Annotated in this window: 23 protein-coding genes and 1 riboswitch; of the genes, 11 read left to right on the top strand and 12 right to left on the bottom strand. The window is 71.5% G+C overall.

Going from position 1 to position 23,426, the window contains the following annotated elements; all coding sequences use genetic code 11:
- Positions 1-8: 8 nt before the first annotated feature.
- The 5 genes from LXT12_RS07655 to LXT12_RS07635 all read right to left on the bottom strand — a co-directional run bounded on the left by LXT12_RS07655 (position 9) and on the right by LXT12_RS07635 (position 4,001).
- Complete coding sequence (locus LXT12_RS07655; RefSeq protein ID WP_233390904.1) at positions 9-797, bottom strand: TadE family protein; 789 nt, start codon at positions 795-797, stop codon at positions 9-11.
- Positions 794-1,666, bottom strand: a complete 873-nt coding sequence (locus LXT12_RS07650; protein WP_233390902.1) for a hypothetical protein — start codon at positions 1,664-1,666, stop codon at positions 794-796. Before LXT12_RS07650 ends, LXT12_RS07655 begins: the two co-directional genes overlap by 4 nt.
- Positions 1,663-3,084, bottom strand: coding sequence for a pilus assembly protein TadG-related protein (locus tag LXT12_RS07645; RefSeq protein WP_233390901.1), 1,422 nt, complete (start codon positions 3,082-3,084; stop codon positions 1,663-1,665). Before LXT12_RS07645 ends, LXT12_RS07650 begins: the two co-directional genes overlap by 4 nt.
- A 285-nt stretch (positions 3,085-3,369) precedes the next feature.
- Positions 3,370-3,651: a pilus assembly protein gene (locus LXT12_RS07640; RefSeq protein WP_233390900.1), complete on the bottom strand. Its 282-nt coding sequence runs from the start codon at positions 3,649-3,651 to the stop codon at positions 3,370-3,372.
- Between the two features lie 53 nt (positions 3,652-3,704).
- Positions 3,705-4,001 carry a Flp family type IVb pilin gene (locus LXT12_RS07635; protein ID WP_233390899.1) on the bottom strand — a complete coding sequence of 99 codons (297 nt, stop codon included), beginning with the start codon at positions 3,999-4,001 and terminating at the stop codon, positions 3,705-3,707.
- A 249-nt stretch (positions 4,002-4,250) separates the two neighbouring features.
- On the opposite strand from LXT12_RS07635, the gene LXT12_RS07630 reads away from it, so the two are divergent.
- From LXT12_RS07630 to LXT12_RS07610, 5 genes are all read left to right on the top strand, one after another.
- The gene (locus tag LXT12_RS07630) at positions 4,251-5,849 is read left to right on the top strand and encodes a nitrilase-related carbon-nitrogen hydrolase (RefSeq protein ID WP_233390897.1); all 1,599 of its coding nucleotides are present in this window, start codon (positions 4,251-4,253) and stop codon (positions 5,847-5,849) included.
- Positions 5,846-6,547: a TadE/TadG family type IV pilus assembly protein gene (locus LXT12_RS07625; RefSeq protein WP_233390895.1), complete on the top strand. Its 702-nt coding sequence runs from the start codon at positions 5,846-5,848 to the stop codon at positions 6,545-6,547. Before LXT12_RS07630 ends, LXT12_RS07625 begins: the two co-directional genes overlap by 4 nt.
- Positions 6,548-6,578: 31 nt before the next feature.
- Positions 6,579-6,947, top strand: coding sequence for a hypothetical protein (locus LXT12_RS07620; protein WP_233390893.1), 369 nt, complete (start codon positions 6,579-6,581; stop codon positions 6,945-6,947).
- Complete coding sequence (locus LXT12_RS07615) at positions 6,944-7,297, top strand: hypothetical protein (protein ID WP_233390892.1); 354 nt, start codon at positions 6,944-6,946, stop codon at positions 7,295-7,297. The genes LXT12_RS07620 and LXT12_RS07615 overlap by 4 nt, the downstream gene beginning before the upstream one ends.
- Positions 7,298-7,370: 73 nt before the next feature.
- Positions 7,371-8,885 carry a YifB family Mg chelatase-like AAA ATPase gene (locus tag LXT12_RS07610; RefSeq protein ID WP_233390890.1) on the top strand — a complete coding sequence of 505 codons (1,515 nt, stop codon included), beginning with the start codon at positions 7,371-7,373 and terminating at the stop codon, positions 8,883-8,885.
- Positions 8,886-9,088: 203 nt separating this feature from the next.
- Here the strand turns inward: LXT12_RS07610 and LXT12_RS07605 are convergent, their stop codons facing one another.
- The 3 genes from LXT12_RS07605 to metH form a co-directional block, all read right to left on the bottom strand.
- On the bottom strand, positions 9,089-9,538 hold the full coding sequence (locus tag LXT12_RS07605) for a glycine zipper 2TM domain-containing protein (protein WP_233390889.1): 450 nt from the start codon (positions 9,536-9,538) through the stop codon (positions 9,089-9,091).
- 53 nt (positions 9,539-9,591) lie between these two features.
- Entirely contained in the window at positions 9,592-10,185 is a 594-nt protein-coding gene (locus tag LXT12_RS26895; protein WP_304622756.1) for a glycine zipper 2TM domain-containing protein, read from the bottom strand.
- A 113-nt stretch (positions 10,186-10,298) separates the two neighbouring features.
- Positions 10,299-13,010: a methionine synthase gene (metH, locus tag LXT12_RS07595; protein WP_233390886.1), complete on the bottom strand. Its 2,712-nt coding sequence runs from the start codon at positions 13,008-13,010 to the stop codon at positions 10,299-10,301.
- 18 nt (positions 13,011-13,028) lie between these two features.
- Positions 13,029-13,108, bottom strand: a riboswitch (S-adenosyl-L-homocysteine riboswitch).
- 84 nt (positions 13,109-13,192) lie between these two features.
- Between metH and LXT12_RS07590 the strand changes: the two genes are divergently transcribed.
- Positions 13,193-14,395 carry an HD-GYP domain-containing protein gene (locus LXT12_RS07590; protein ID WP_233390885.1) on the top strand — a complete coding sequence of 401 codons (1,203 nt, stop codon included), beginning with the start codon at positions 13,193-13,195 and terminating at the stop codon, positions 14,393-14,395.
- Positions 14,396-14,457: 62 nt separating this feature from the next.
- Here LXT12_RS07590 and LXT12_RS07585 read toward each other — a convergent pair whose 3' ends face one another.
- Together LXT12_RS07585 and LXT12_RS07580 are read right to left on the bottom strand one after the other, a co-directional pair.
- Complete coding sequence (locus LXT12_RS07585) at positions 14,458-15,237, bottom strand: hypothetical protein (RefSeq protein WP_233390883.1); 780 nt, start codon at positions 15,235-15,237, stop codon at positions 14,458-14,460.
- A 119-nt stretch (positions 15,238-15,356) separates the two neighbouring features.
- Positions 15,357-16,652: a S8 family serine peptidase gene (locus LXT12_RS07580; protein WP_233390882.1), complete on the bottom strand. Its 1,296-nt coding sequence runs from the start codon at positions 16,650-16,652 to the stop codon at positions 15,357-15,359.
- An 81-nt stretch (positions 16,653-16,733) separates the two neighbouring features.
- Here LXT12_RS07580 and LXT12_RS07575 point away from each other — a divergent pair, with 81 nt between their 5' ends.
- Together LXT12_RS07575 and LXT12_RS07570 are read left to right on the top strand one after the other, a co-directional pair.
- Positions 16,734-17,231 carry an RNA polymerase sigma factor gene (locus LXT12_RS07575; RefSeq protein WP_233390880.1) on the top strand — a complete coding sequence of 166 codons (498 nt, stop codon included), beginning with the start codon at positions 16,734-16,736 and terminating at the stop codon, positions 17,229-17,231.
- Positions 17,232-17,304: 73 nt separating this feature from the next.
- On the top strand, positions 17,305-17,916 hold the full coding sequence (locus LXT12_RS07570) for a hypothetical protein (RefSeq protein WP_233390879.1): 612 nt from the start codon (positions 17,305-17,307) through the stop codon (positions 17,914-17,916).
- On the opposite strand, the gene LXT12_RS07565 is transcribed toward LXT12_RS07570, so the two are convergent.
- Both LXT12_RS07565 and LXT12_RS07560 read right to left on the bottom strand, forming a co-directional pair.
- Positions 17,917-18,357 (bottom strand): nuclear transport factor 2 family protein, encoded by a 441-nt coding sequence (locus tag LXT12_RS07565; RefSeq protein ID WP_233390878.1) that lies wholly within the window; start codon positions 18,355-18,357, stop codon positions 17,917-17,919. It abuts the gene before it with no gap.
- On the bottom strand, positions 18,354-18,992 hold the full coding sequence (locus LXT12_RS07560; RefSeq protein ID WP_233390876.1) for a TetR/AcrR family transcriptional regulator: 639 nt from the start codon (positions 18,990-18,992) through the stop codon (positions 18,354-18,356). The genes LXT12_RS07565 and LXT12_RS07560 overlap by 4 nt, the downstream gene beginning before the upstream one ends.
- Before the next feature lie 105 nt (positions 18,993-19,097).
- On the opposite strand from LXT12_RS07560, the gene LXT12_RS07555 reads away from it, so the two are divergent.
- The 3 genes from LXT12_RS07555 (at position 19,098) to LXT12_RS07545 (ending at position 23,370) form a co-directional block, all read left to right on the top strand.
- A complete protein-coding gene (locus tag LXT12_RS07555) occupies positions 19,098-20,447 on the top strand; it encodes an NAD(P)-dependent oxidoreductase (RefSeq protein WP_233390875.1) in 1,350 nt (449 codons plus the stop codon).
- Complete coding sequence (gene preA, locus LXT12_RS07550) at positions 20,440-21,747, top strand: NAD-dependent dihydropyrimidine dehydrogenase subunit PreA (protein WP_233390873.1); 1,308 nt, start codon at positions 20,440-20,442, stop codon at positions 21,745-21,747. Before LXT12_RS07555 ends, preA begins: the two co-directional genes overlap by 8 nt.
- Positions 21,748-21,870: 123 nt before the next feature.
- Positions 21,871-23,370 (top strand): CoA-acylating methylmalonate-semialdehyde dehydrogenase, encoded by a 1,500-nt coding sequence (locus tag LXT12_RS07545; protein ID WP_233390872.1) that lies wholly within the window; start codon positions 21,871-21,873, stop codon positions 23,368-23,370.
- The last annotated feature ends 56 nt before the right edge of the window (positions 23,371-23,426 follow it).

Here is a 23,426-nt window from a genome sequence, read left to right as displayed (position 1 = left end):
CAGACTCCTCAATGCAGGCAGGTGCTGTTGTTGGGGGCACCGTCGAGACGGGTGGTGTTCTTGTCCTGGGCGGCGACGACGTCGGGCTTGATGCAGCCGAAGTCGGGGCCGTCCTTCTCGAACAGCGCCACCGCCAGGTCGACGACCTTGGTGACGAAGCCCGGGATGAGCTTGCTCGACGCGTTGACGTTGGCGGCCGTGGCGGCGGTGTCGGCTGAGCCGGCGCTGCCCAGGCCGCCGCCCGCGGCGGCGGTGGCCGCACCGACCTTGATGTTCTTGGGCGCGGCGCCGGCGAGGTCGAGCTTGTTGAAGAGGTTGAGCTCCACCATGGCGACGCGGCCGTCCTTCATGGGCTTGCCGATGAGCTTGCTGATGTAGCCGACGTCCTTGTTGGCCGCGCCCAGGCTGGCATTGCCCCACTGCAGCGTGACCTGGGACGGGTCCTTGAGCAGGGCCTTGCCGGTCAGGTCGCGCCACAGGGCGGGCTGGTTCTTGTCGTCCTTGATCTTGGCGGCGCTGTCGTCGCTGCGCAGGTGGCCGTCCTTGGCCAGCGCATCGTGGGCGAGGAAGAAGCGCGCCCGCATCTGGTCGGCGATGGTGGCGTCGCTGAGCTGCTTGTCATCGGGCTGCACCGCGCGCTGGAAGGCGGCATAACGGCTGGCCTGCTGGGCACGCTGCTGCAGGTCGCCGTAGCGCCCGAGGTAGCTGACGGCCAGGAACATGGGCAGCAGCACGGCCAGGGCGATGATGAACTCGCTCATGGCCTGGCCGCGCTGGGCTTGGCGGGGGGCTGTCATTGTTGACCTCCGACGGGCACCACCAGCGGCTGCCTGACGAAGGCTTCCACGGCCTGGCGGCTGAAACGCGATGCGGGAATGGGCTTGCCCTCCTCGACGACCTCGGCCTCCATGCGGTCGGCATCGGTCTCGGGCGTGGCGCTGCGCGGCGCGCCGGGCGCGGCCACGCGCAGGTAGCGCAGCGTCGGGCCGTCGCTGCGGCGGTAGCGGGGCAGGCTGCCGTCGTAGGCGCGTGGGTGCGAGCAGAAGTACTGGCCGGGCACGCTCGGCTCGGCCGCGCCGCCGGCCACCGGGCCGTCGCTGAGCCAGTAGCAGCTCTGGCCGGCCGGCGTCGCGCCCTTGGGCAGGCCGCTGGCGCTGTGCACCTTGGCGGCATCGGCCAGGCAGCGCTTGGCGGCATCGGCAGGCGTCTTCTCCTCCGAGAAGCTGGGGGGCTCGGGCGCGGCGTCGGGGTTGGGCTCGCGCTTGGCGGAGCCGCCGTACCAGTCGCCGCACAGGGTCTCGGCTTCGGCGTGGACGCTGCGGTAGAACGTCCACTGGCAGGCCTTGGCGGGGTTGGGCCAGACCAGGGTGTCGGTGGAGAAGGCCGCGCGCTGGCCGTTGGCGTAGATCTCCTCGGTCTCGCGCGTGACCCACTTCGCCATGTCGGCCGGGTTGGGCAGGGCCGGCGCCTGGGCCGCCTGCCCCTGGGCGCGCAGCTGCAGCATGCAGCTGGCGAGGCGGTCGTCGAGCTGCGCCCGCAGCTGCTGCGGGTCGGGGTGCATGCGCATGACGATGCGCAGGCTGGGGGTGTCCTTGGGCGGCGCGGCCTCGGTGCAGCCGGCCAGCGCCGCCGCCATCAGCACGGCCAGAGCCACTCGCTGCGTCACAACTGCCCCCCCGGCGTGTAGGCCGCCTTGTCGGGCGTGATGCCCATGGCCGTCAGCAGCGCGCCCTTCTCGACGACCGTCAGGTCGCGCAGCCGCGCCTGCCAGTAGGGGCTGTAGAGGGAGCCGTATTCCTTGGCCTGGTCGGGCCGCCACAGGCCCGCCGCGGTGAAGTCGTTGCTCAGGCCGCGGCGCGGGCGCTCGAAGAAGACTCGCGCCTTGCCGAAGGCGGCGTTCTGCCCGGCCTGCTGCTTGAGCGGCAGGTCGGCCGAGCCAGCGACCGAGGTGCTGGCGACGTTGTCCATGGCCAGCTTGGTGGTGCTGAAGTCGTTGGCGCCCGCGCGGGCCACGGCGACGATGAAGTCCAGGCCCAGTTCCTCGCGGGCGGCCGGGGACTTGTCGGCCACGTCGTAGAGGGCCGGCACGCCCGACCAGCGACTGTGCGTGCCGCCATCGCTGCGAGCCCACGACTGGGCCGCGCGCCCCGGGCTCCACTTGCTGCCCGAACTGCCGTTCTGGTCGGCGTTGGAGCGGCCCCAGCCTATGGGCTGGTAGCACTTCTTGGGTCCGCATCGCTCCCACATCTCGAGCGTGTCCTCGGACTCCCAGCGGTCATAACCCTGCAGCTTGGAGCCCCCCTTCTTCTCCATGCCGGCGATCCAGACGCTGAGGTTGAGCCAGCCCCGCCCCGGCCGGTTCGCGGTGAAGTTGTCCAGCGACTGCTCGAGGATGTATTTGGCATCCCCGCGCTCGTTGCCGCTGTAGAGCTTGGTGAACTTCATCCAGGCGGCGTTGTTCTTGACGAAGGTGGCCTCCTTCACCAGGTTGGTGTCGGCCACGGCCACGCCGGGGTCGTAACGGCCGTTGAAGTCGGTGCGGTTGGCCGAGACCATGTGGCGGGCCGCGTCCTCGGCCAGCAGGCCGCCACCGAGACGGATGGCGCCCTCGGCCGCCTTCAGCCCCGTCTTCACGCCTTCGAGCACGGGGATGTAGACGTTGATGCCCTTCTGGATGCCGCTGTGGGCCTTGTCGGCCACCATGGCGATCTTGTCCATCACCTGGGCCGCCGGCTGGGCGAAGGCCGCCGCGCCGGGAATGAGGCTGATGACGTCCAGCAGGATCTCGATGTGTTCAGACGTGTTGCCGAGGTATTGCACCCAGCTCTCCATCGAGAGCAGCTGGGCCAGGAAGACCTCGTTGGCCATCACGCCGCGGTTGGCGTAGGCCATGAGGTTGAGCAGACGGGCCTCGGCGGTGGCGCCGGCCAGGGCGGCGGCGTCGGCCGCGTTCACGGCGCGCTCCTTGCCGACGATGACCTGGCCGGTGTTGAACACGGCATACATCACCGCCGCGCTCGCGGCCAGGGTGCCGAGCATCCAGATGGCTGCCTGCCCGCGCGTGCGTGATTTGCTGGTCTTCATGGCAAGAAACTTCGGCATGTCAATCCCTGTCAGGCAGCGCGACCTCGCCCCGCCCACCCGGCCGATATTCACGACCGAGCCAAGCCTCGACGCGTCGACACGCAATATTCCGGGCGCCAGGATGGAGTATTCAGGCAGAACGCCGAAAACCCATCAATACCCGTCCGTCGCATGAATAGGCGACACAGAAACCCTGCATTCCCATTTCATCGCGGCGTCATGCGCCCGGCCGCCGGGAATTCAAATCCCGTCCGCGGCATCGCTCAGAAATGGGTCCTCCGGAAATTACTTGGTTGCCGCCGGCTCGCTGAAATTCTCCAGGCCGATCTTGGCGGACGCTTCCTTGGTGGCCATCTGGCCGGCCGTCGTGCCGGACTTGTTGGAGTCCTGCGCATCCTGGGCGTCGCCGCCCACGGCAGCCGCCATGGCGGCCGTCTGATGCCTCAGGGTCCGTCCGTAGAGGTTGTAGACGCCGATGGCCGCGATGGCGATCAGCGCCACGATGATGATGTATTCGGTCATGCCCTGGCCGAGCATGGCCTTGCGACGCAGCGCAGAGGTCTTCATCGCCAGTACTCCATGTGATGGGAGAGGCCGGCGCGAGGGCCGGCCGCCTCGGGTCATTGCTCCGGCTTGACGGCCGCGGCGCTGCTGAAGTTCTCCAGGCCCTTTTGGTTCTTGGCCTCGGTGGTGGCCGCCTTGCCGTTCTTGATGCCCAGGTCGTTGGCCTTCTTGGCCTCGTCGGCCGCACCGCCCAGCGCCGCCGCCATGCTGGCCGTCTGGTTGCGCACCGTGGAGCCGAAGAGGTTATAGACGCCGATGGCCGCCACGGCGATCAGGGCCACGATGATGATGTATTCGGTCATGCCCTGGCCGCGAATCTTGGAACGGCGGGACGTCTTGGCATTCAAACGCATGGGATTTCTCCTGCAAGTTAGGGAGTCGAATAAAGGGCAAGGAGCCGAAGTTCTTCGAACCACCCCCTGCTGGAAGACACGATATCTGTCGAAGTTTGACTAAACAGTCCCTAACTTTCGACCTATCGTTTCAAACGGTAAATTCCTTAAACAAACCATATTTCCCCCTAAATCTCCAATTGACCGGATCTGCGGCGCGCCGGGAGACTCGCGCGCCGGCTGGTGGTCAGCCGATCAGGGCAGGGAGAAGTGGCCGGTTCCGCGGACTCGATCGACGCGCAAGTCAGACCCAGGCGGGCCGGCTGGCGGCTGGGCCTGGCCGTCGACGCCGGGCCGGGGCTGGCGACGGCCGCGACCGCGGGCGCCGCGATGGCCGCGGCCTATCTGGCCGGCCCCTCCCTCATCACGGCCGCGCTGCTGCTGCTCGGCATGAGCCTCGCGGCCTGGCAGTTCCAACGCCAGGCCGGCCGAAGCCGCTGGGCCGCCCTCGCCCTGACCCTCATCCTGTGGCAGGCCGGCGGCATGGGCTGGATCACGGCCGTGCTGGCGCCCGAGCTGGCCGGCGCCCGGCGGCTGGGCGCGGTGGTCGCCCTCTTCCTGCTGCTCTGGGCGCTGTCGCTGGGCAGCCTGCTGCTGCTGGCCTGGGCGGCGCAACGGCTGCTGGCCGGGCGCCGGGCGCAAGGCCTGGCCCTGCCCCTGGCCTGGTGGGCCTGGATGGCCCTGCGCGACCTGTGCTGGTGGGGCGGCGGCTACGGCAGCCTGAGCCTGCCGCTGCTGGCCCTGCCCGGCCTGGGGACCTGGCTGCCGCTGGTGGGGCCGGCCCTGTTCGAAGCCCTGCTCTGGGCCGCCCTGCTGGCCCTGACCCGCCCCGGCGGCAACCGCCTGCGCGGGCTGGCCGGTGCCGCCGGCCTGGCGCTGGCCCTCGTCTGCCCGGCGCCCTGGACGTGGACGGCCCCGGCCGGCGAAGGCCTCAGCGTGGCCATCGTCGCCACGCCCGCCCTGCCGCCAGGCCCCGTGCGCTGGACGGCCGAGACCCGCGACGAGGCGCTGCAGGCCATCCACCGCACGCTGCGCCTCGCGCCGGCGGGCAGCCTCGTCGTGACGCCCGAGGGCTTCCTGCCCGAGCCGCCGCCCGCCACCGCCGAAGGCGTCTGGGGAGACCTGCTCCAGGCCCTGGAGCCGCGCGGCCAGCGCCTGCTGCTGGGCACTGCCCTGCCCCATCCCGACGCCCCGGGCTCGGCGCTCATGAACGTGGCCCTGATGCTGTCGCCCCAGCGGGACGGCGACATCGCGGCCAGCGTCTACGCCAAGCAGCGCCTCGCCCCCGTGGGCGAGGAATTGCCCTGGCCGGCGTTGCTGGAGCCGCTGGCCGACCGCTGGCTCAACCATGCGCGACGCATCGGCCGCCGCGCCGGGCCCGCCGCCCTCGGTGAGCCGCTGGTCGTCGGCGGTTCGACGGTCGGCATGCTGCTCTGCCACGAGGTGGCCTTCGGCGACACGAGCGCCGCCACGGCGGAAAGCCTGGTCCACCTCGCCAGCGACCATTGGTCCGACGACCCGCGCTCGGCCCGCCAGGCCCTCGCCCTGGCGCGGCTGCGGGCGCTGGAGTCGGGCAAGTGGCTGCTCAGCGTCAGCGAAGGCCAGCGCCCCTGGCTCATCGACCCCGCGGGCCAGGCGCGCACCGCCCGCGAGGTCGACACCCTGCCGGCCCGGCAGGGCCTGACACCCTACGTCCGCTGGCGCCAGCTGCAGCCGGCCGCGCCGCTGGCGGTGCTCGCCGTGCTGATGGCCGGCGGCCGCCGCCGCGCCGCACCCTCCTCCACCGCCTTCGCAGGAGTCTCGCCATGAAGCCCGTCTCCCGACAACGCGGCGCCACGCTGATGGAATTCGTCATCGTCTTCCCGATCGCCGCCATGCTGGTGCTCGGGCTGATCCAGGCCGGCTTCATCTACATGGCCAAGCTCACGCTCAACCACGCCACCTTCATGGCCGCGCGCGTCGGGGCAACCCACAACGCCGACGTCGGCACCATGCGCACCGCCCTGGTCCGCGGCCTCATCCCCTTCCACCAGAACAACTTCGAAGCCAACGACAGCCAGCGGCTGCTGGCCGCCTGGGGCCGGGCGCAGGCCGAGAACCTCAACCCCCTCACCCGGCCTACGCTGGACCGCCTCAACCCCTCGCCGCAGAGCTTCAGCGACTTCGGCGTCAAGGACCCCAAGGTCAAGGCCACCTACATCCCCAACGACAACCTGGAGTGGCGCGCCAACACCCTCGGCAAGACCTCGCAGCAGAACCTGCGCGACGCCAACCTGCTCAAGATCCGCGTCGTCTACGGCTACGAACTCAAGGTGCCGCTGATGGCCGGGATCATCCGGCGCGTGATGTGCTCGGGCTCATCGGGCGTCAAAGCCTGGGGCGACGTGTCCATGCTGCAGTCGGTCTACACGCCGGCCAACATGAACTGCATCCGCTACTACAGCCAGGGCCGGCTGCCCATCGAGAGCACGGCCATCGTCGAGATGCAGTCGCCCGCCTACCAATAACTCCTCCACTTCCTGCACCCTTGCCACTCCCATGAAGCGCATCCTCGCCACCCTGTCGCTCGCCGCCCTCGCCCTGTCACTCGCCTCCTGCGGCGGTGGCGGGAATGAGTCCGGACCGGCCGACCAGATGTACCTGTCGCTGAACTCCGTCACGGTTGGCGCCAAGGGCATCTGCTACGTGGGCGACGGCCCCGAAGTGCACGTCTATGGCGGCACACCGCCCTACAAGCTGGCCAACTCGGTACCCCAGGGCATGAAGCTCAACAAGACCGTCGTGCAGAACAGCGGCGACAGCTTCTCGATCACCTTCACCAACGGCATCTGCATGGACACCATGCCCATCACCGTGGAGGACCAGCAGGGCCTGCTGGCCCGGGTGGACGTGTCCAACGGCGTATGAAGCCCGCGCTGCTCCTGCTCCTCGCGGCCACCTGCGTGGCGGCGCCGGCCTGGGCCGACTGCCGGCGCGGCGGCGTGGAGTGGATCGTCGGCGGGCCGGCGCCCTTCGACTGCGAAGCCCTGTCCCGCAAGCCGGCTGCCGCGCCGGTGATGGCCGAGGCCAGCCACAAGATCGCCCCCGCCCGCCAGCGCCAGCTCGACGACGAGCGGCGCGGCATCCTGGCGCGCGAACTGGCCCAGGAAGAAAGCCGGCTGCCGCGCGCCGCCGACGCCGACAGCGCCCTGCGCATCCGCGACAACATCGCCGCCCTCAAGCGCGAGATGGCGCGGCTGGACGGCCCGCCCCGCTGACCCCGCGCGACGGCGGCGTTCGGCGACTGCGCCCCTATGCTGCGGGGCGTTTCGCGACACCGCCGCCGCCGCCATGTCCCTCGCCACCGTCCACTCCCGCGCCCTCGACGGCCTCGCCGCCGCACCGGTCACCGTGGAAGTGCACCTGGCCAACGGCCTGCCCTCTTTCACCGTCGTGGGCCTGGCCGACACCGAGGTCAAGGAAGCCCGCGAGCGCGTGCGCGCCGCCCTGCACAACAGCGGCCTGGGCTTTCCCGCCAACAAGCGCATCACCGTCAACCTCGCGCCGGCCGACCTGCCCAAGGAGGGCGGGCGCTTCGACCTGCCCATGGCCCTGGGCCTGCTGGCGGCCAACGGCCAGATCGATGCCGCCCGCCTGGCCCGCTTCGAATGCGCCGGTGAACTCTCCCTCGCCGGTGAGCTGCGGCCGGTGCGAGGAGCGCTCGCCATGGCGCTGGCGCTTCGCCGGGCCGGTGCCGGCCTCGAACTGCTGCTGCCTCAAGCCAGTGCCGCCGAGGCCGCCCTCGTCGAGGGCCAGGTGGTGCGCCAGGCGCGGCATCTGCTCGACGTCGTCTCGGCCCTCCAGCCCGACGGCGAGGCCCTGCCCCGCGCCACCGCCCTGGCGCGCGAAGCCGCGCCCGCCGGGCCTGACCTGGCCGACATCAAAGGCCAGGCCGGCCCCAAGCGCGCGCTGGAGATTGCCGCCGCGGGCGGGCACAGCCTGCTGATGGTGGGGCCGCCCGGCACGGGCAAGTCCATGCTGGCCCAGCGCCTGCCGGGCCTGTTGCCGCCCCTGGACGACGAAGCCGCGCTGGAGTCGGCCGCCGTGCTCAGCCTGGCCGGCCAGTTCGAGCTGTCGCGCTGGGGCCGGCGCCCCTTCCGTGCGCCCCACCACTCGGCCTCGAGCGTGGCCCTGGTCGGCGGCGGCTCGCCGCCACGGCCCGGCGAGATATCCCTGGCCCTGCACGGCGTGCTCTTCCTCGACGAGCTGCCGGAGTTCAACCGCGCCGCCCTGGAGGCCCTGCGCGAACCGCTGGAGACCGGCCGCATCCTGATCTCCCGCGCCGCCCGCCAGGCGGAGTTCCCGGCGCGCTTCCAGCTCGTGGCCGCCATGAACCCCTGCCCCTGCGGCCACCTCGGCAACCCGCTGCGCGCCTGCCGCTGCACGCCCGACCAGGTGGCGCGCTACCAGGGCCGGCTCAGCGGCCCCTTCCTGGACCGGCTCGACCTGCTCATCGACATCCCCGCCATCCCGCCGCGCGAGCTGCAGGACATGGCGGCCGGCGAGCCGAGCGCCGCGGTCGCCGCCCGCGTGGCGGCCGCGCGCGAGCGCGCCGTCGCCCGCCAGGGCTTCGCGAACGCGCTGCTGCAGGCCCAGGACCTCGCCGTCCATGCCGAGCTCGAACCCGCGGCCCGCGCCCTGCTGGAGCGCTCGGCCGAGCGCCTGGGCTGGTCGGCGCGCAGCTTCCACCGCGTACAGCGCGTGGCCCGCACGGTGGCCGACCTGGCCGGCGCCGCGACCATAGGCAGCACCCACGTGGCCGAGGCCATCCAGCTCAGGCGCGGCCTGCCGGGCCAGTCGGGCTGAGCTTTCGCTGCGCGGCGAAGCTCGGCGGCCCGCGGCGCATGAAACCGGCGTCTTGCGGGCCGAGCGCTGGGCCGCTCCCGAGCCGGCCCGCGCTGGCGATGTGCTTGCGGCTCAATGCCGCAAGCATCGCCGTCCCCACGGGGGACCGGCTGGGCTTGCCGGCGTTCAGCCGGAGCAAGACCGGACGAGGGGCTAGTTTCACTTCAGGGCCGGGTCAGATGCCCGTCCTTCTCGCGCACCGTGTCGCCGGCGCGCAGGTTGGGGTCGGCGTCGAGTTCGACGCTGCGCAGGCTGCCGTCGCGCTGCACCAGCTGCACGATCCAGACCTTGCGTTCCTTGGCGTTCTTCTCGACCTTGTTGCCGGCATAGCCGCCCGCCACGGCGCCGCCGACGGTAGCCAGCTTCTTGCCCGTGCCGCCGCCGACCTGGCTGCCCAGCAGCCCGCCGACGACGGCGCCGCCCACCACGCCCAGGCCGCTGGCCTTGCCATCGCGGGTCTCGGTGCGCACCTCCTGCACCCAGGCACAGCCGTCGCAGAGCGCCGCGCGCTGTTCGGCCGTCGGGACGGACACGGCAGGCGCCGGCTGCGCCTGCACGCTGGCCAGCATTGCGGGAAGGATGGCGGTGAAGGCCGCGGCGGCGATGGACTTCATGGTGGCGATTCCTTTCGTGTGCGGGCCGGGGTGCTGCGTGGAGCCGAGGCCCCTCAGTCCCGCGTGAAACCGTGCTCGGTCAGGCGCACCTGGTCGCCGACGCGCAGGTCAGGGTCGGCGTTGCGCTCGAAGCGGCGCGTGCGGCCATCGCGTTCCTCGACCTGCACGACCCAGACGGTATAGGTCTTCTGGTTCTTCTCGATCTCGTTGCCCGCGTAGCCGCCGGCGACGGCGCCGCCGACGGTGGCCAGCTTGCGGCCATTGCCGCCGCCGACCATGTTGCCGAGCAGGCCGCCGACGACGGCGCCGCCCACGGCCCCCACGCCGCTGGCCTTGCCGCGACGGGTCTCGGTGTGCACGTCGGTGACCCGGCCGCAGCTGTTGCACAGCGCCGGCGCCGCGGACGGCTCGACGGCAGCGGCGTGCGTCTGGTGCGTCTGTTCACGCACCGCAGGTGCGTCGGCGCTGGCCAGGCGCTGGGGCGCCGGCTGGCCCTGCTGCACGACGGGCGCGGGCTGGGAGTCCGGCGGAGGCACGCTGCCCACGACCTGCGAACGGCCCACCGCATAGGCGCCGCCGAGCAGGGCGAGCACGACGGCGACGCCCGCGACGATCTGCGTGGACTTGATGGACGTAGGGGTAGACATGGAACCTCCGGTTGTGATGGGTATGCCTGCAGGATGCCGCGCCGCCCCGGGCGGCCCTGTAGGACAAGGCCGCTTCTGTTACATCTGGCCCCCGCTGCCGGGGGGGGCCCGTGTCAGCCCAACAACGGCGCCAGCGCGCGGCGTGCCTCGGCGAGGTCCAGGCCGCAGCGCGACGCCCAGTCGGCGAGCTGGTCATCGCCGATGCGGCCGACGTTGAAGTAGGCGGCGTCGGGATGGGCCAGGTAGAAGCCGCTCACGCTGGCGGCCGGCGTCATGGCCATGCTGTCGGTCAGCCCCATGCCGATCTCCTCGGGCGCCAGCACCTTGAAGAGGTCGCGCTTGGCGAGGTGGTCGGGGCAGGCCGGGTAGCCGGGCGCCGGGCGGATGCCCTGGTAGCGCTCGGCCACCAGTTCCTCGTTGCTCAGCGCCTCGGCGGGCGCATAGGCCCAGAACTCGCGCCGCACGCGCTCGTGCAGCCACTCGGCGGCGGCCTCGGCGAGGCGGTCGGCCAGGGCCTTGAGCATGATGGCGGAGTAGTCGTCGTGGCTGGCGAGGAACTCGGTCTCCTTGCGGTCCACGCCCAGGCCGGCCGTGACGGCGAAGAGGCCGACGTGGTCGCCCTGCTCCGCGACGAAATCGGACAAGCAGCGGTTGGGGCGCTTCACCCCGTCGACGACCGGCCTCTCGGTCTGCATGCGCAGGCCGTGCCAGGTCATCAGCCTGTCGCGGCGGGAGGCATCGGCATACACCGCGATGTCGTCCGCGTCGACGCGCGCCGCCGGGTAGAGCCCGAAGACGGCATGGGCCTGCAGCCAGCGGCCGTCGATGATCCTGCGCAGCATCGCCTGCGCGTCGGCGAACACCTTGCGCGCCTCGGAGCCGACCACCTCGTCGTCGAGGATGGCCGGGTAGGGGCCGGCCAGGTCCCAGGTCTGGAAGAAGGGGGCCCAGTCGATGTAGCGGGCCAGCTCGGCCAGGTCGAGGTTCTTCAGCACGCGCCGGCCGGTGAACTTGGGCGCCGGGGCGACGCGGGCGAGGTCGAGCATGGCCGCGTTGGCGCGCGCCTCGGCCAGGGTCACGAGCGGCGTCTGCTTCTTGGCCGCGTGCAGGGCGCGGGTCTTCTCGATGTCGGCCTTGAGCTCGGCGATGTAGGCCGCGGCGCGCTCGTCGCTCAGCAGCTCCGAGCACACGCCGACCGCGCGCGAGGCGTCGGGCACGTAGACCACCGGGCCTTCGTAGTGCGGCGAGATCTTGACGGCGGTGTGCACGCGGCTGGTGGTGGCGCCGCCGATCAGCAGCGGCAGGTGGCGCGAGGCGAAATAGTCGTCGCGCTGCATCTCGGCGGCGACGTGCTGCATCTCCTCCAGGCTGGGCGTGATGAGGCCCGACAGGCCGATGATGTCGGCGCCCTCTTCCTTGGCCTTCCTGAGGATGTCCTGGGCCGGCACCATGACGCCCATGTTGACGACCTCGTAGTTGTTGCACTGCAGGACGACCGAGACGATGTTCTTGCCGATGTCGTGCACGTCGCCCTTGACGGTGGCGATGACGATCTTGCCCTTGGGCCTGACGTCGCCGCCGGCGGCCTCCAGCTGGCGCTTCTCCTCCTCGATGTAGGGCACGAGGTGGGCCACGGCCTGCTTCATCACGCGGGCACTCTTGACCACCTGCGGCAGGAACATCTTGCCCTGGCCGAAGAGGTCGCCGACGACGTTCATGCCGTCCATGAGCGGCCCCTCGATGACGTGCAGCGGCCGGCCGCCGCCGGCACGGATGGCCTGCCAGGCCTCCTCGGTGTCCTCGACGATGAAGTCGGTGATGCCGTGCACCAGCGCGTGCGACAGGCGCTCCTTCACGCCGAGCGCCCGCCAGACCAGGCGCGCGGTCTCGTCCTTGCCGGCGCTCTTGGCGCGGTCGGCGATCTCGACGAGGCGCTCGCCCGCGTCCTTGCGGCGGTTGAGCACCACGTCCTCCACGCGTTCGCGCAGTTCGGGATCGAGGTCGTCGTAGACGCCGACCATGCCGGCGTTGACGATGCCCATGTCCATGCCCGCCTGGATGGCGTGGTAGAGGAAGACGGTGTGGATGGCCTCGCGCACCGGCTCGTTGCCGCGGAAGCTGAAGCTCACGTTGGACACGCCGCCCGAGACCTTGGCGCCCGGCAGGTGGCCCTTGATCCAGCGCGTGGCCTCGATGAAGTCCACGGCGTAGTTGTCGTGCTCCTCGATGCCCGTGGCGATGGCGAAGATGTTGGGGTCGAAGATGATGTCCTCGGGCGGGAAGTCCACCTCGTCGACGAGGATGCGGTAGGCCCGCTCGCAGATCTCGATCTTGCGCTGGAAGGTGTCGGCCTGGCCCTTCTCGTCGAAGGCCATCACCACGGCGGCGGCGCCGTAGCGCCTCACCAGCTTGGCCTGGCGCCGGAACTCCGCCTCACCCTCCTTCAGCGAGATGGAGTTGACGATGCCCTTGCCCTGGATGCACTTCAGGCCCGCCTCGATGACCGACCACTTGGACGAGTCGATCATGATGGGCACGCGGGCGATCTCCGGCTCGCCGGCGATGAGGTTGAGGAAGCGCACCATGGCGGCCTGGCTGTCCAGCATGGCCTCGTCCATGTTGATGTCGATGATCTGGGCGCCGTTCTCGACCTGCTGGCGCGCCACGGCCAGGGCTTCTTCGAACTGCCCGGCCAGGATCATGCGGGCGAAGGCCTTGGACCCCGTGACGTTGGTGCGTTCGCCGATGTTGACGAAGAGGCTGCCCGCGCCGATGGCGACGGGCTCGAGGCCGGAGAGCTTCAGGGGAGGCGGGGCAGTGGTCATCGACGGTCTCTGCGGAGGGATCGATGAGCGCCGTTGGACAACGATCCGAGCCTGGGGGTGGGAGCTGGCGCCCCACCCTCGCAGCGCTCCTCGGATGAGCCGGGAATTCTACGCAGCCCGCCCTTCGCGCGCATGCAAGATCCGCTTGTCCGTGCCGGAGGCCATTGACAATCGCCGGACCCATGCCTTCCGAACTCATTCCGCTACCGGCCCGCACGCTGCGTGTGGGCATGACGCTGGCTTACGACCTGTTCGATGCGCAGGGCCACCTGCTCTTCGCCCGTGGCCAGGTGCTGCACGACACGCCGCAGGTGCGCGGCCTCATCGAAGGCGGCGCCTGGGTCAACTCCGAGGACACGCTGGCCTACCAGCGCGCCCGGGCCCACCGGCTGGACACCCTCGTCATGCGCGACGTGCCGCTGGCCGACATCGCCAAGGCCGACACCTCCTTCCGGCTGGAGCAGGCCACGCCGGGCAAGGTGGAGCTCGGGCCGCAGGAGGTCTGGTCGGACCTGCTGCTGCACACGCACAGCCTGATGCGCGAAGCCGAGCCGGCCGACTTCCCCGCCCGCGTCGCGCAGCTGCGCGACGCGGCGCTCAAGCGCCTGCAGGCCCAGCCGGACGCCAGCCTGATGCTGCTCGTCTTCGAGAGCAGCCAGGCCTTCGACGACTACAGCGCCCGCCACGCCCTGCTGACCCTGCTGCTGTGCGAGCTGGCGGCCCAGCAGCTGCAGTGGCCGGCAGCCTTGCGCACGGCGCTGCAGGGGGCGGCGCTGACCATGAACTACGGCGCCTTCGACGCCCACGACCGCATGGCCGCGCTGGTGGGCCCCGCGTCGCCGGCCCAGCGCCAGGCCCTGACCGGGCACGGCGACCGTGCGGCCGAGCGCCTGGCCGCCTTGGGCGTGCAGGACGCCGCCTGGCTGACGGCCGTGCGCCTGCACCATGACGCCGGGCCGGGGCCGCTGGCCGGGCGCGGCGACGGCGAGATGCTGGCCCGCCTGCTGCGGCGGGTGGACATCTTCGGCGCCCGGCTGTCGCCGCGCCGCAGCCGCCAGGCCATGAGCGGCGCCGCGGCGGCGCGGGCCGTCTTCCTCGACGAACTGGGCCGGCCCGACGAGGCCGGCGCCGCCCTGGTCAAGGCGGTGGGCCTGTACCCGCCCGGCAGCATCGTGCGCCTGGCCAACGGCGAGGTGGGACTCGTCTTCAAGCGCGGCTTCAGCGCCAACGAGCCCCTGGTCGCGGCGCTGATCGGCAAGAGCGGCAGCCCGCTGTCGGCCCCGGTGCCGCGCGACACCCGCCTGGCCAGCCAGGCCATCGCCGCCAGCCTGGCTCCTGCCGAGCTGAAGCTGCGGGTGAACCTGGGAGCCCTGCTCAGGCTCTGAGCCGCGACAGGCAGACGGCAAGGGCGGCCCACGGCCGCCCTCCTCATTCGGCCAGGCGCCGGTCAGCGCTTGGCGGAGCCGTTGGCCGAGGCGTCCAGCGCGATGCCGTTGTCGCTGCGCGAGGCCTTGGCGGAGGCGCTGCCTTCGGTCTGGGCCCCGCGGCCGGCCGCCTGGCCGCTCGCCTGGCCGCCGATCTCCTTGCGGCTGGCGCTGCCACCGGCCGTGCCGCCCAGGGTCAGCGGCGCAGGCTTGTTGGCCGCGGCGGGCGTGGCTGGCGTGGCCGGGGTGGCGGGCGTCGTGGCGGGCACCGCCGGAGTGGCCGGAGTGGCCGGGGTGGCCGCCGCAGGCGCATCGCCGCGGTTCAGCGTGCCGTTCAGCGCCCCGCTGCCCTGGCCGGCCAGGCTGCCGCCGGCGCCCTGGGCCGTGCCCTGCAGCGCGCCTTCGGCGCTGCCGCCGACGCTGCCCGAAGTCGAGGCCAGCGAGTTCCTGGCCCCTTGGACGGTGATCTTGGCGGCATCGGCCTGGCCTTGCGCCGCCGTCTTCGCATCGTCGAGCTTGCCGGCGGCGCCGTCCTTGGCATCGCCCACCGCGCCCTTGGCCTTGTCGGCCGTGCCCTTGAGCAGCGAGCCGTCGGCCGAGCCGGCCGCATGGCCCGTCGCCCGGCCGCCGACGTCGAGCTGGCGCGGCGACAGGGCCCCGTTCAATCCGCCGGTCAGGCCGCCGGTGAGGCCGCCGCCGGCACCGCCACCCAACAGGCCGGCCTGGGCGTTGGAGGCGATGAGGCCGGCAGCCATGGCGACGGCGCTCAGGGTGGTACGCAGGGTGAGACGGTTTGCAAGCATGGTGGATCTCCGCTTCGTCGTGTTGCAAGGGCCGGCCATTCCGGCCCTTTCACCGATCACAACGACGGCCGCCGCGAGATCCTTCCCGGCCTCTCGCCGGCCATTTGCAACCGCCTGTTTCAGCGCGCCTGCCGGGCCTGCAATCGCTCGGGCACGACGCGCAGGTCCTCCGCGACCAGGCCGCGGCCGTACACGGGGTCGCGGCCCGGTGCGCCCAGGTCGACGGCCGACGCCGCCAGCCGCTCCAGGGCCGCCGCGGCGGCGGCCGGGTCGGGCTGCCTCAGCTCGGCGGCCAGCAACCCGGCCACCAACGGCGCGGCGAAGGACGTGCCGCGGGCGACGCCATAGCCGCCGCCGCTGCGCGCGACGGCGAGGTCAGCGCCCGGCGCCGCCAGCAGCACCTGCGGCCCCTGGGCCGCCTCGGGCAGCACGCGCCGGGCCGGGTTGACGGCCGTCACACCCACGACACCCGGGTAGGCGGCGGGGAACAGCGGCGGCGCCGCCGGCCCGTCGTTGCCCACGGCGGCGACGAGCAGGTGGCCGCGCTTCACGAGGGCCGACACGCCCTGCTCCAGCAGCCGGTTGGGCGGGCCGACGAGGCTGACGTTGACGACGGCGACGCGCTCGCGGGCCATCCAGGCCAGGGCGCGCACCACGTCCTCGGCCGAGCCGCCGTCGGGCTTGTCGCAATAGGCGTCGGCGGCGAACAGCTCGGCCTTGGCGGCGGCGCCGGCAAAGCCGCGATCCCGCCCCACCAGCAGCGAGGCCACGGCCGTGCCGTGCTCGCTGGGCAGCACCGCGCCGCCGCAGCCGAAGCTGGCGCCACCGGCATGGCGCAGGGCGGCGTGGCGCCGGTCCACGCCGCCGTCGACCAGGCCCACGCGCAGCGGCCCGCCCGGCGCCGGCACGGCTGCGCGGCCTTGCGCGCCAACGTCACCACTGCGCGCATAGAGGTGGTTGAAGTCGGCCTGCAACCCGGGCTGGGCGGCGCGCAGCCGGGCCAGCGCCGCCGCCGTGTCCAGGCCCTCGGGCACGCGCAGCACCACCTCGCGCAGGTCCAGCTCCGGCCAGGACTCGTCGCGCAGCGGGACGAGGCCCAGCGCCGCCGCAGCGGCCAATGCGGCCTCGTTCGGTGAGACGAGCACCAGCTCGCGCCGGCGGATGGGCTCGCCGCGCGGGTCGACCTCGATGAGGTCGGGGTGGCGGCGCAGCAGGTCGCCGAGCTGGGTCGCGCGCAGGTCCGCCAGCGAGGTGGCGGACGACAGCAGCTCCGGCAGGGGCTGCACGACACGGTCCACCACGCGATCGACGACGCCGGGCAGGCGCTGCACGCCGGGCAGCTGCGGCAGGCGCAGCTGGGCCTGGGCCGGCACCGCTAACGCGGCTGTCAAGGACAGGGCGAGGAAGGCTTTCATGAGGCAGGCGGAAACCGTTTTGCGAGGATAACGAGCGAGGGACGGAAGAAAATCCATGCCTCGTCCGTTGTCCCCGTATCGATGCCCGCTTCCGCCGCCGACCTGAGACAGGAGATCGCCGCCCTGCTGCCGCGGCTGCGCCGTTTCGGCCGCACGCTGGCCCACAGCCGCGAGGACGCCGATGACCTCGTGCAGGTGGCCATCGAGAAGGCGCTGACCCGCACCGACCAGTGGACGCCTGGAACGCGTCTGGACAGCTGGATGTTTCGCATCATGCAGAACGCCTGGATCGACGAAGTGCGCGCCCGCGAGCGGCGCGGCCAGACCTTGCTGCCCGAAGAGGCGGGCGAGGACGTGGGCGACGGCGCGGCGTCGGGAGCGCCGCTGGACGCCATCCTCGTGCGCAAGGCCGTTGCGCGGCTCGGCGAGGAGCAGCGTGCCGTGGTCGGCCTCGTCCTCGTCGAGGGCCTGAGCTACCAGGAGGCCGCCGAGACCCTGGGCGTGCCGGTGGGCACGGTGACGAGCCGCCTGGCCCGTGCGCGCGAGGCGCTGCAGGCGATGCTGGGAGAGTGGCCATGAGCGCCGCGCAGGGCCGCTCCCAAACAAGCTCGCTCCCGCTTGGCGGGACAGGCCGCAGGCCGAAGGGTGCACCATGAACTCTGACGACGACGAGATGCTGAAGGCCGAGCGCCGCCGCATGGCGGCGGCCTTCGGCGAGGTGCTGGACGAGCCGGTGCCCGCGCGGCTGACGGCCTTGCTGGCCGCGCCGGCGGTGGTCGACCTGGGCGCCGAGCGCGCCCGGCGCCGGGGCCTGCCGGGCTGGGCCGCCTGGGGCGGCATGGCGGCGACGCTGGTGCTGGGCACGCTGATCGGCACGCGGCTGCCGCCTGCCGGGACCGATGCCGCCGATGCGGCCGGTGGCCGGCTGGTCGCCACCGGGGCCGTCGCCCAGGCCCTGGAGCGCCAGCTCGCCAGCGCGCCGGCCGCCGGCCCGGTGGCGGTTCAGCTCAGTTTCAAGGCCAGGGACGGCCGCTGGTGCCGCAGCTTCAGTACCACCGCTTCGGCGGGCCTGGCCTGCCGCGAACCCGACGGTGCGTGGGCGCTGCAGCAGGTGGTGGCCGCGGCCCCGGCTGGGGGCTCGGGCATGCGCCAGGCCGCCACGGCCCTGCCCCCCGCCGTGCTCGCCGCCGCGGAGGCGGCCATGGCCGGCGAGGCGCTGAACGCCGAGCAGGAGAAGGCGGCGCGGGACGCCGGCTGGAAATGATCAGTCCGGGATGCGGCTGATCTGCACGCTGACGATCTTCCAGGCGCCGCCGCGCTTCACGTAGATGTCGATGTAGCGGTAGTGGCTCTTGAAGGGCTGGCCCTGGTAGCGGCCGGTCATGCGGGTGCGGCCGCTGAGCAGGGCGGTGTCGCCGTACAGGCGCACGTCGAAGTCCTCGACGGTGTAGGGGTCGATGACGAGGTCGGGCGACATCAGGCCGGCGACGAAGCTCGCATGGGTCTCGACGTTGCCGCGGCCGTCGATTTGGCGGAAGTCGTCGGCCATGTTGGCCTCAATGGCGGCGCGGTCCTTGGCCACGATGGCGCGGTCCCAGGCATCCGCCTGGGCCTTGAGCCTGGCGGCGAGGGCGGCGTCGGGCGCGGCCTGGGCCAGGCCGGCGGCCGGGGCCAGGGCCAGGGCGAGCAGCGGGCGGCGCTTCACGCGTTGACGTCCAGGCTGCGCCAGATCAGGCCCGTGATCAGTTCGCGGGCGGCCTCGAAGTCGGCCGCCTCCAGCTGCGGCTTGCCCATGTAGAGGGCGAACTGCGGCGCCAGGTCGGCATAGGCCTGGGTGGACGACCAGATCAGGAACATCAGGTGGGTAAAGTCGATGCGGCGGATGCGCCCTTCGGCGGCCCAGCGTTCGAAGCGCTCGACGTCGGCGTGCAGCAACGGCATGACCTGGGCCTTGAGCACGTCCTGGTAGCGCGGTGCGCCGGCCATGATCTCGCGCGTGAAGACGGCGTTGCCGCTGGGCCGCTCGCGGCTGAAGCGCAGCTTGACCTCGATGTAGGCGTGGATGGCGGCCTCGGGCTCGTCGGCCTCGGTGATGGCATTCATGCTGGCCATCCACTCGCCCATGACGCTGTCGAGCACGGCGCGGTAGAGCTCTTCCTTGCTCGGCCAGTGGTAGAGCAGGTTCTGCCGCGAGAGGTCGAGCATGGCGGCGATGCTGTCGAGGCTGACGCCTTCGAAGCCGAAGCGAGCGAACTGGCGCTCGGCCTCCGCGAGGATGGCCTCCTGCTTGCGCAGGGTGGCGGCGCGCGGCGTGCGCGCGACGGGAGAAGTCACGGTCATGCACCGGATTCTGACGGCGCGCACCAGGCCGGCGCTGCGGGTTTTTACGTCTGGGTCAATTTTTACGGGGTAGTAATGTTTGACTGTTAGCTACAGGGAGACCCCGTGGACCTTGCCGACCTGAAATCCGGCCGCCTCGCGCCCGACGACTACGCGCGCAATTTCGGCGACGCCCATCCGCCGCTGGTGCGCAGCCAGGCCCTGATCGAGGCCGAACGCTGTTATTACTGCTACGCGGCGCCCTGCCAGACGGCCTGCCCCACGGGCATCGACATCCCGGCCTTCATCCAGCGCATCGCCCAGGACAACCTCCGCGGCGCGGCCGAGGCCATCCTGACGGCGAATCCGCTCGGCGGCATGTGCGCCCGCGTCTGCCCGACCGAGGTGCTGTGCGAGCAGGCCTGCGTGCGCAACACGCACGAGGGCAAGCCGGTGGAGATCGGCCGGCTGCAGCGCCATGCCGTCGAGGGCTTCTTCGAGCAGCCGGGCCGGCCCCTGTTCCAGCGCGAACCGGCCACGGGCCGGCGCATCGCCGTCGTCGGCGCCGGCCCCGCCGGCCTGGCCGCTGCCCACGGCCTGGCTCGCCGCGGCCACGAGGTCGCCCTCTTCGACGCCCATCCCAAGCTCGGCGGCCTCAACGAGTACGGCCTGGCCACCTACAAGGTCGCAGGCGGCTTCGCCCAGCGCGAGATCGACTGGCTGCTGTCCATCGGCGGCATCACGCCGCGCCTGAACCGGCGCCTGGGGCGCGACTTCACCCTCGACGACCTGCTCGGCGAGTTCGATGCCGTCTTCCTCGGCCTGGGCCTGGCGGGCGTGAACGCCCTCGGCATCGCCGAGCCGCAGTTGCCGGGCCTTCGCGACGCGGTGGACTTCATCGCCGAGCTGCGCCAGAGCCGGCCCGAGGCCGTGCCGGTGGGGCGACGCGTCGTCGTCATCGGCGGCGGCATGACGGCGGTGGACGCTGCGGTGCAGAGCAAGCTGCTGGGGGCCGAGCAGGTGACCATGGTCTACCGCCGCGGGCCCGACGGCCTGTCCGCCTCGATCGACGAGCAGCACTGGGCCCAGACCCACGGCGTGACCCTGCGCTGCTGGGCGCGCCCCCTGGCCGTGGAGGCCCAGGGCGGCGTGCTGCGCGGCATGCGCTTCGCGGCGACCCGCCTGGAGGCCGGCCAGCTGGTCGACACCGGCGAGCAGTTCTTCCTCGAGGCCGACCTGGTGCTGCGCGCCATCGGCCAGGCCTACCGGCCCGAGGCGGCGGGCGGCGCCATCGAGCTGCAGGGCGGGCGCATCCGCACCGACGAGCAGTTCCGCACCAGCCTGCCGCGCGTCTGGGCCGGCGGCGACTGCCGTTTCGGCGGGCGCGACCTGACGGTGGAGGCCGTCGAGCACGGCAAGCGCGCCGCCGAATCCATCCACGCCGCACTGATGAACGAGGAGACGGCCCATGGCTGACCTGAGCACCGATTTCCTGGGCATCAAGAGCCCCAACCCCTTCTGGCTGGCCTCGGCGCCTCCGACCGACAAGGAGGTCAACGTGCGCCGCGCCTTCGAGGCCGGCTGGGGTGGCGTCGTGTGGAAGACGCTGGGCGAGGACCCGCCGGTCGTCAACGTCAACGGCCCGCGCTACGCGACGCTGTGGAGCCAGGACCGCCGCGTCATCGGCTTCAACAACATCGAGCTCATCTCCGACCGGCCGCTGCAGGTCAACCTCGACGAGATCCGCCGCGTGAAGCGCGACTTCCCGGACCGCGCCATGATCGTCTCGCTGATGGTGCCGGTGAACGAGGCGTCATGGAAGGCCATCCTCGCCAAGGTGGCCGACACCGGCGCCGACGGCGTGGAACTGAACTTCGGCTGCCCGCACGGCATGAGCGAGCGCGGCATGGGCTCGGCCGTGGGCCAGGTGCCTGAGTACATCCAGCAGGTGACGGAGTGGTGCAAGAAGCACACGAACATGCCCGTCATCGTCAAGCTCACGCCCAACATCACCGACGTGCGCTTTCCGGCCCGCGCTGCCCGGGCCGGCGGGGCGGATGCGGTCAGCCTCATCAACACCATCAACTCCGTGATGGGCGTGGACCTGGACCGCATGACCATGAGCCCCGTCACCGATGGCTGGGGCTCGCACGGCGGCTACTGCGGCCCGGCCGTCAAGCCCATCGCGCTCAACATGGTGGCCGAGATCGCCCGCGACGAGTCCACGGCCGGGCTGCCCATCAGCGGCATCGGCGGCATCACCACCTGGCGCGACGCCGCCGAGTTCATCGCCATGGGCTGCGGCACGGTGCAGGTGTGCACGGCCGCCATGGTCTATGGCTTCAAGATCGTGCAGGATCTGTGCTCGGGCCTCGCCAACTTCATGGACGAGAAGGGTTACGCCAACCTGAAGGCCTTCCAGGGCATGGCCGTTCCCACGGTCAAGAACTGGAACCAGCTCAACCTCAACCACGTCGAGAAGGCCGTCATCGACCAAGGGACATGTATCCAGTGCGGCCGCTGCCACGTCGTCTGCGAGGACACGTCCCACCAAGCCATATTTGCCACGAAAGACGGCAAGCGCCACTTCCACGTCAACGAAGCGGAGTGTGTCGGATGCAACCTCTGCGTGTCGATCTGCCCCGTCCCTGGCACCATCTCGATGCGCGCGCTCCAGCCCGGCGAGACCGATGCCCGCACCGGAAGGGTCATGGACGGCTCCTACGCCAACTGGACGACGCATCCGAACAACCCGATGAGAGCGGGTTGCGCCTGAAGGTTTTAAACACAGCCACAGAGACACAGAGGCACAGAGAGAACACCACGGCATGAACCTTTCGTATTCCTCTGTGCCTCTGTGTCTCTGTGGCTTTGTTCCTGTATTCGACGAGGTCACGCAATGAATCACTACGAAGTCGGTCACTGGATCAACGGCGCCATCAGCCATGGCGCCGGCGACCGCCGCCAGGACATCCACAACCCCGCCACCGGCGCCGTCCAGGGCCAGCTGCTGCTGGGCAACGTCGCCGACCTGGAAGCCGCCGTCGCCAGCGCCACCCAGGCCGCCAAGGCCTGGAGCCAGACGCCGCCCCTGGCCCGCGCCCGCGTGCTGTTCAAGTTCCTCAACATCCTGCAAGAGCGCAAGGAGCTGCTGGCCGAGGCCATCGTGCGCGAGCACGGCAAGACCCTGCCCGACGCCCTCGGCGAAGTGGCCCGGGGCATCGAGGTGGTGGAGTTCGCCACCGGCATGCCGCAGTTGCTCAAGGGCGAGTACACCGAGCAGATCGCCCGCGGCATGGACGCCTGGAGCATGCGCCAGCCGCTGGGCGTGGTGGCCGGCATCACGCCGTTCAACTTCCCGGCCATGGTGCCGATGTGGATGTACCCCATCGCCATCGGCTGCGGCAATGCCTTCATCCTCAAGCCCAGCGAGCGCGACCCGAGCGCCTCGCTGCTGATGGCGCGCTGGCTGAAGGAGGCCGGCCTGCCCGACGGCGTGTTCAGCGTCGTGCAGGGCGACAAGGACATCGTCGACGCCATCCTGGCCCACCCGGGCATCGCGGCGGTCAGCTTCGTCGGCTCCACGCCGGTGGCCGAGCACATCTACACCGTCGGCTCGGCCCACGGCAAGCGCGTGCAGGCCCTGGGCGGCGCGAAGAACCACATGGTGGTCATGCCCGACGCCGACCTCGACGGCGCCGTGGACGCGCTGATGGGCGCGGCCTACGGCTCGGCGGGCGAGCGCTGCATGGCCATCTCGGTGGCGGTGGCGGTGGGCGACGTCGGCGACAAGCTGGTCGCGGCGCTGGCGCCCAAGGTCAAGGCCCTGAAGATCGGTGAGGGCCACCAGGCCGGCGCCGAGATGGGCCCGCTGATCACGCGCGCTTCGCAGCAGCGCGTGGAACGGCTGATCGGCGAAGGCATCGAGGCCGGCGCGAAGGCCGTGGTCGACGGCCGCGGCTACAAGGTGCCGGGCCATGAGGACGGCTTCTTCGTCGGCGGCACCATCCTGGACGGCGTCAGCGCCGGCATGAGCTGCTACACCGAGGAGATCTTCGGCCCCGTGCTGTGCGTCGTGCGCGTGCCCGACCTGGCCGCCGCGATCGCCCTCATCGAGGCCAACGAGTACGCCAACGGCGTGGCCATCTTCACCCGCGACGGCCACGTGGCGCGCGAGTTCGTGCACCACATCCAGGTCGGCATGGTGGGCGTGAACGTGCCGCTGCCGGTGCCCATGGCCTTCAACAGCTTCGGCGGCTGGAAGCGCAGCCTCTTCGGCGACCACCATGCCTACGGGCCCGAGGCGGTGCGGTTCTACACGAAGCACAAGGCCGTCATGCAGCGTTGGCCTGATTCAACGCCCAAAGGTCCGCAATTTGCTTTCCCGCAGAACACCTGAAACCCAAAAAGGCAACCACAGAGGCACAGAGCCACAGAGGGAATTTCTTGATCGCT

Source organism: Pelomonas caseinilytica (assembly GCF_021353235.1).
GTDB lineage: Bacteria > Pseudomonadota > Gammaproteobacteria > Burkholderiales > Burkholderiaceae_C > Pelomonas > Pelomonas caseinilytica.
Note: the sequence above shows the minus strand (reverse complement) of the source record. Positions and strands in the feature narration are given on the sequence as shown.

What these genes read in the sequence shown, in the direction of transcription:
- LXT12_RS07590 (WP_233390885.1), top strand. Translation starts at nt 13,193, where the DNA reads ATGCCTTCCGAACTCATTCCGCTACCGGCCCGCACGCTGCGTGTGGGC.
- LXT12_RS07585 (WP_233390883.1), bottom strand. Translation starts at nt 15,237, where the DNA reads ATGCTTGCAAACCGTCTCACCCTGCGTACCACCCTGAGCGCCGTCGCC.
- LXT12_RS07580 (WP_233390882.1), bottom strand. Translation starts at nt 16,652, where the DNA reads ATGAAAGCCTTCCTCGCCCTGTCCTTGACAGCCGCGTTAGCGGTGCCG.
- metH (WP_233390886.1), bottom strand. Translation starts at nt 13,010, where the DNA reads ATGACCACTGCCCCGCCTCCCCTGAAGCTCTCCGGCCTCGAGCCCGTC.
- LXT12_RS07615 (WP_233390892.1), top strand. Translation starts at nt 6,944, where the DNA reads ATGAAGCCCGCGCTGCTCCTGCTCCTCGCGGCCACCTGCGTGGCGGCG.
- preA (WP_233390873.1), top strand. Translation starts at nt 20,440, where the DNA reads ATGGCTGACCTGAGCACCGATTTCCTGGGCATCAAGAGCCCCAACCCC.
- LXT12_RS07655 (WP_233390904.1), bottom strand. Translation starts at nt 797, where the DNA reads ATGACAGCCCCCCGCCAAGCCCAGCGCGGCCAGGCCATGAGCGAGTTC.
- LXT12_RS07560 (WP_233390876.1), bottom strand. Translation starts at nt 18,992, where the DNA reads ATGACCGTGACTTCTCCCGTCGCGCGCACGCCGCGCGCCGCCACCCTG.
- LXT12_RS07545 (WP_233390872.1), top strand. Translation starts at nt 21,871, where the DNA reads ATGAATCACTACGAAGTCGGTCACTGGATCAACGGCGCCATCAGCCAT.
- LXT12_RS07570 (WP_233390879.1), top strand. Translation starts at nt 17,305, where the DNA reads ATGAACTCTGACGACGACGAGATGCTGAAGGCCGAGCGCCGCCGCATG.
- LXT12_RS07610 (WP_233390890.1), top strand. Translation starts at nt 7,371, where the DNA reads ATGTCCCTCGCCACCGTCCACTCCCGCGCCCTCGACGGCCTCGCCGCC.
- LXT12_RS07620 (WP_233390893.1), top strand. Translation starts at nt 6,579, where the DNA reads ATGAAGCGCATCCTCGCCACCCTGTCGCTCGCCGCCCTCGCCCTGTCA.
- LXT12_RS07605 (WP_233390889.1), bottom strand. Translation starts at nt 9,538, where the DNA reads ATGAAGTCCATCGCCGCCGCGGCCTTCACCGCCATCCTTCCCGCAATG.
- LXT12_RS07645 (WP_233390901.1), bottom strand. Translation starts at nt 3,084, where the DNA reads ATGAAGACCAGCAAATCACGCACGCGCGGGCAGGCAGCCATCTGGATG.
- LXT12_RS07625 (WP_233390895.1), top strand. Translation starts at nt 5,846, where the DNA reads ATGAAGCCCGTCTCCCGACAACGCGGCGCCACGCTGATGGAATTCGTC.
- LXT12_RS07640 (WP_233390900.1), bottom strand. Translation starts at nt 3,651, where the DNA reads ATGAAGACCTCTGCGCTGCGTCGCAAGGCCATGCTCGGCCAGGGCATG.
- LXT12_RS26895 (WP_304622756.1), bottom strand. Translation starts at nt 10,185, where the DNA reads ATGTCTACCCCTACGTCCATCAAGTCCACGCAGATCGTCGCGGGCGTC.
- LXT12_RS07635 (WP_233390899.1), bottom strand. Translation starts at nt 4,001, where the DNA reads ATGCGTTTGAATGCCAAGACGTCCCGCCGTTCCAAGATTCGCGGCCAG.
- LXT12_RS07575 (WP_233390880.1), top strand. Translation starts at nt 16,734, where the DNA reads ATGCCCGCTTCCGCCGCCGACCTGAGACAGGAGATCGCCGCCCTGCTG.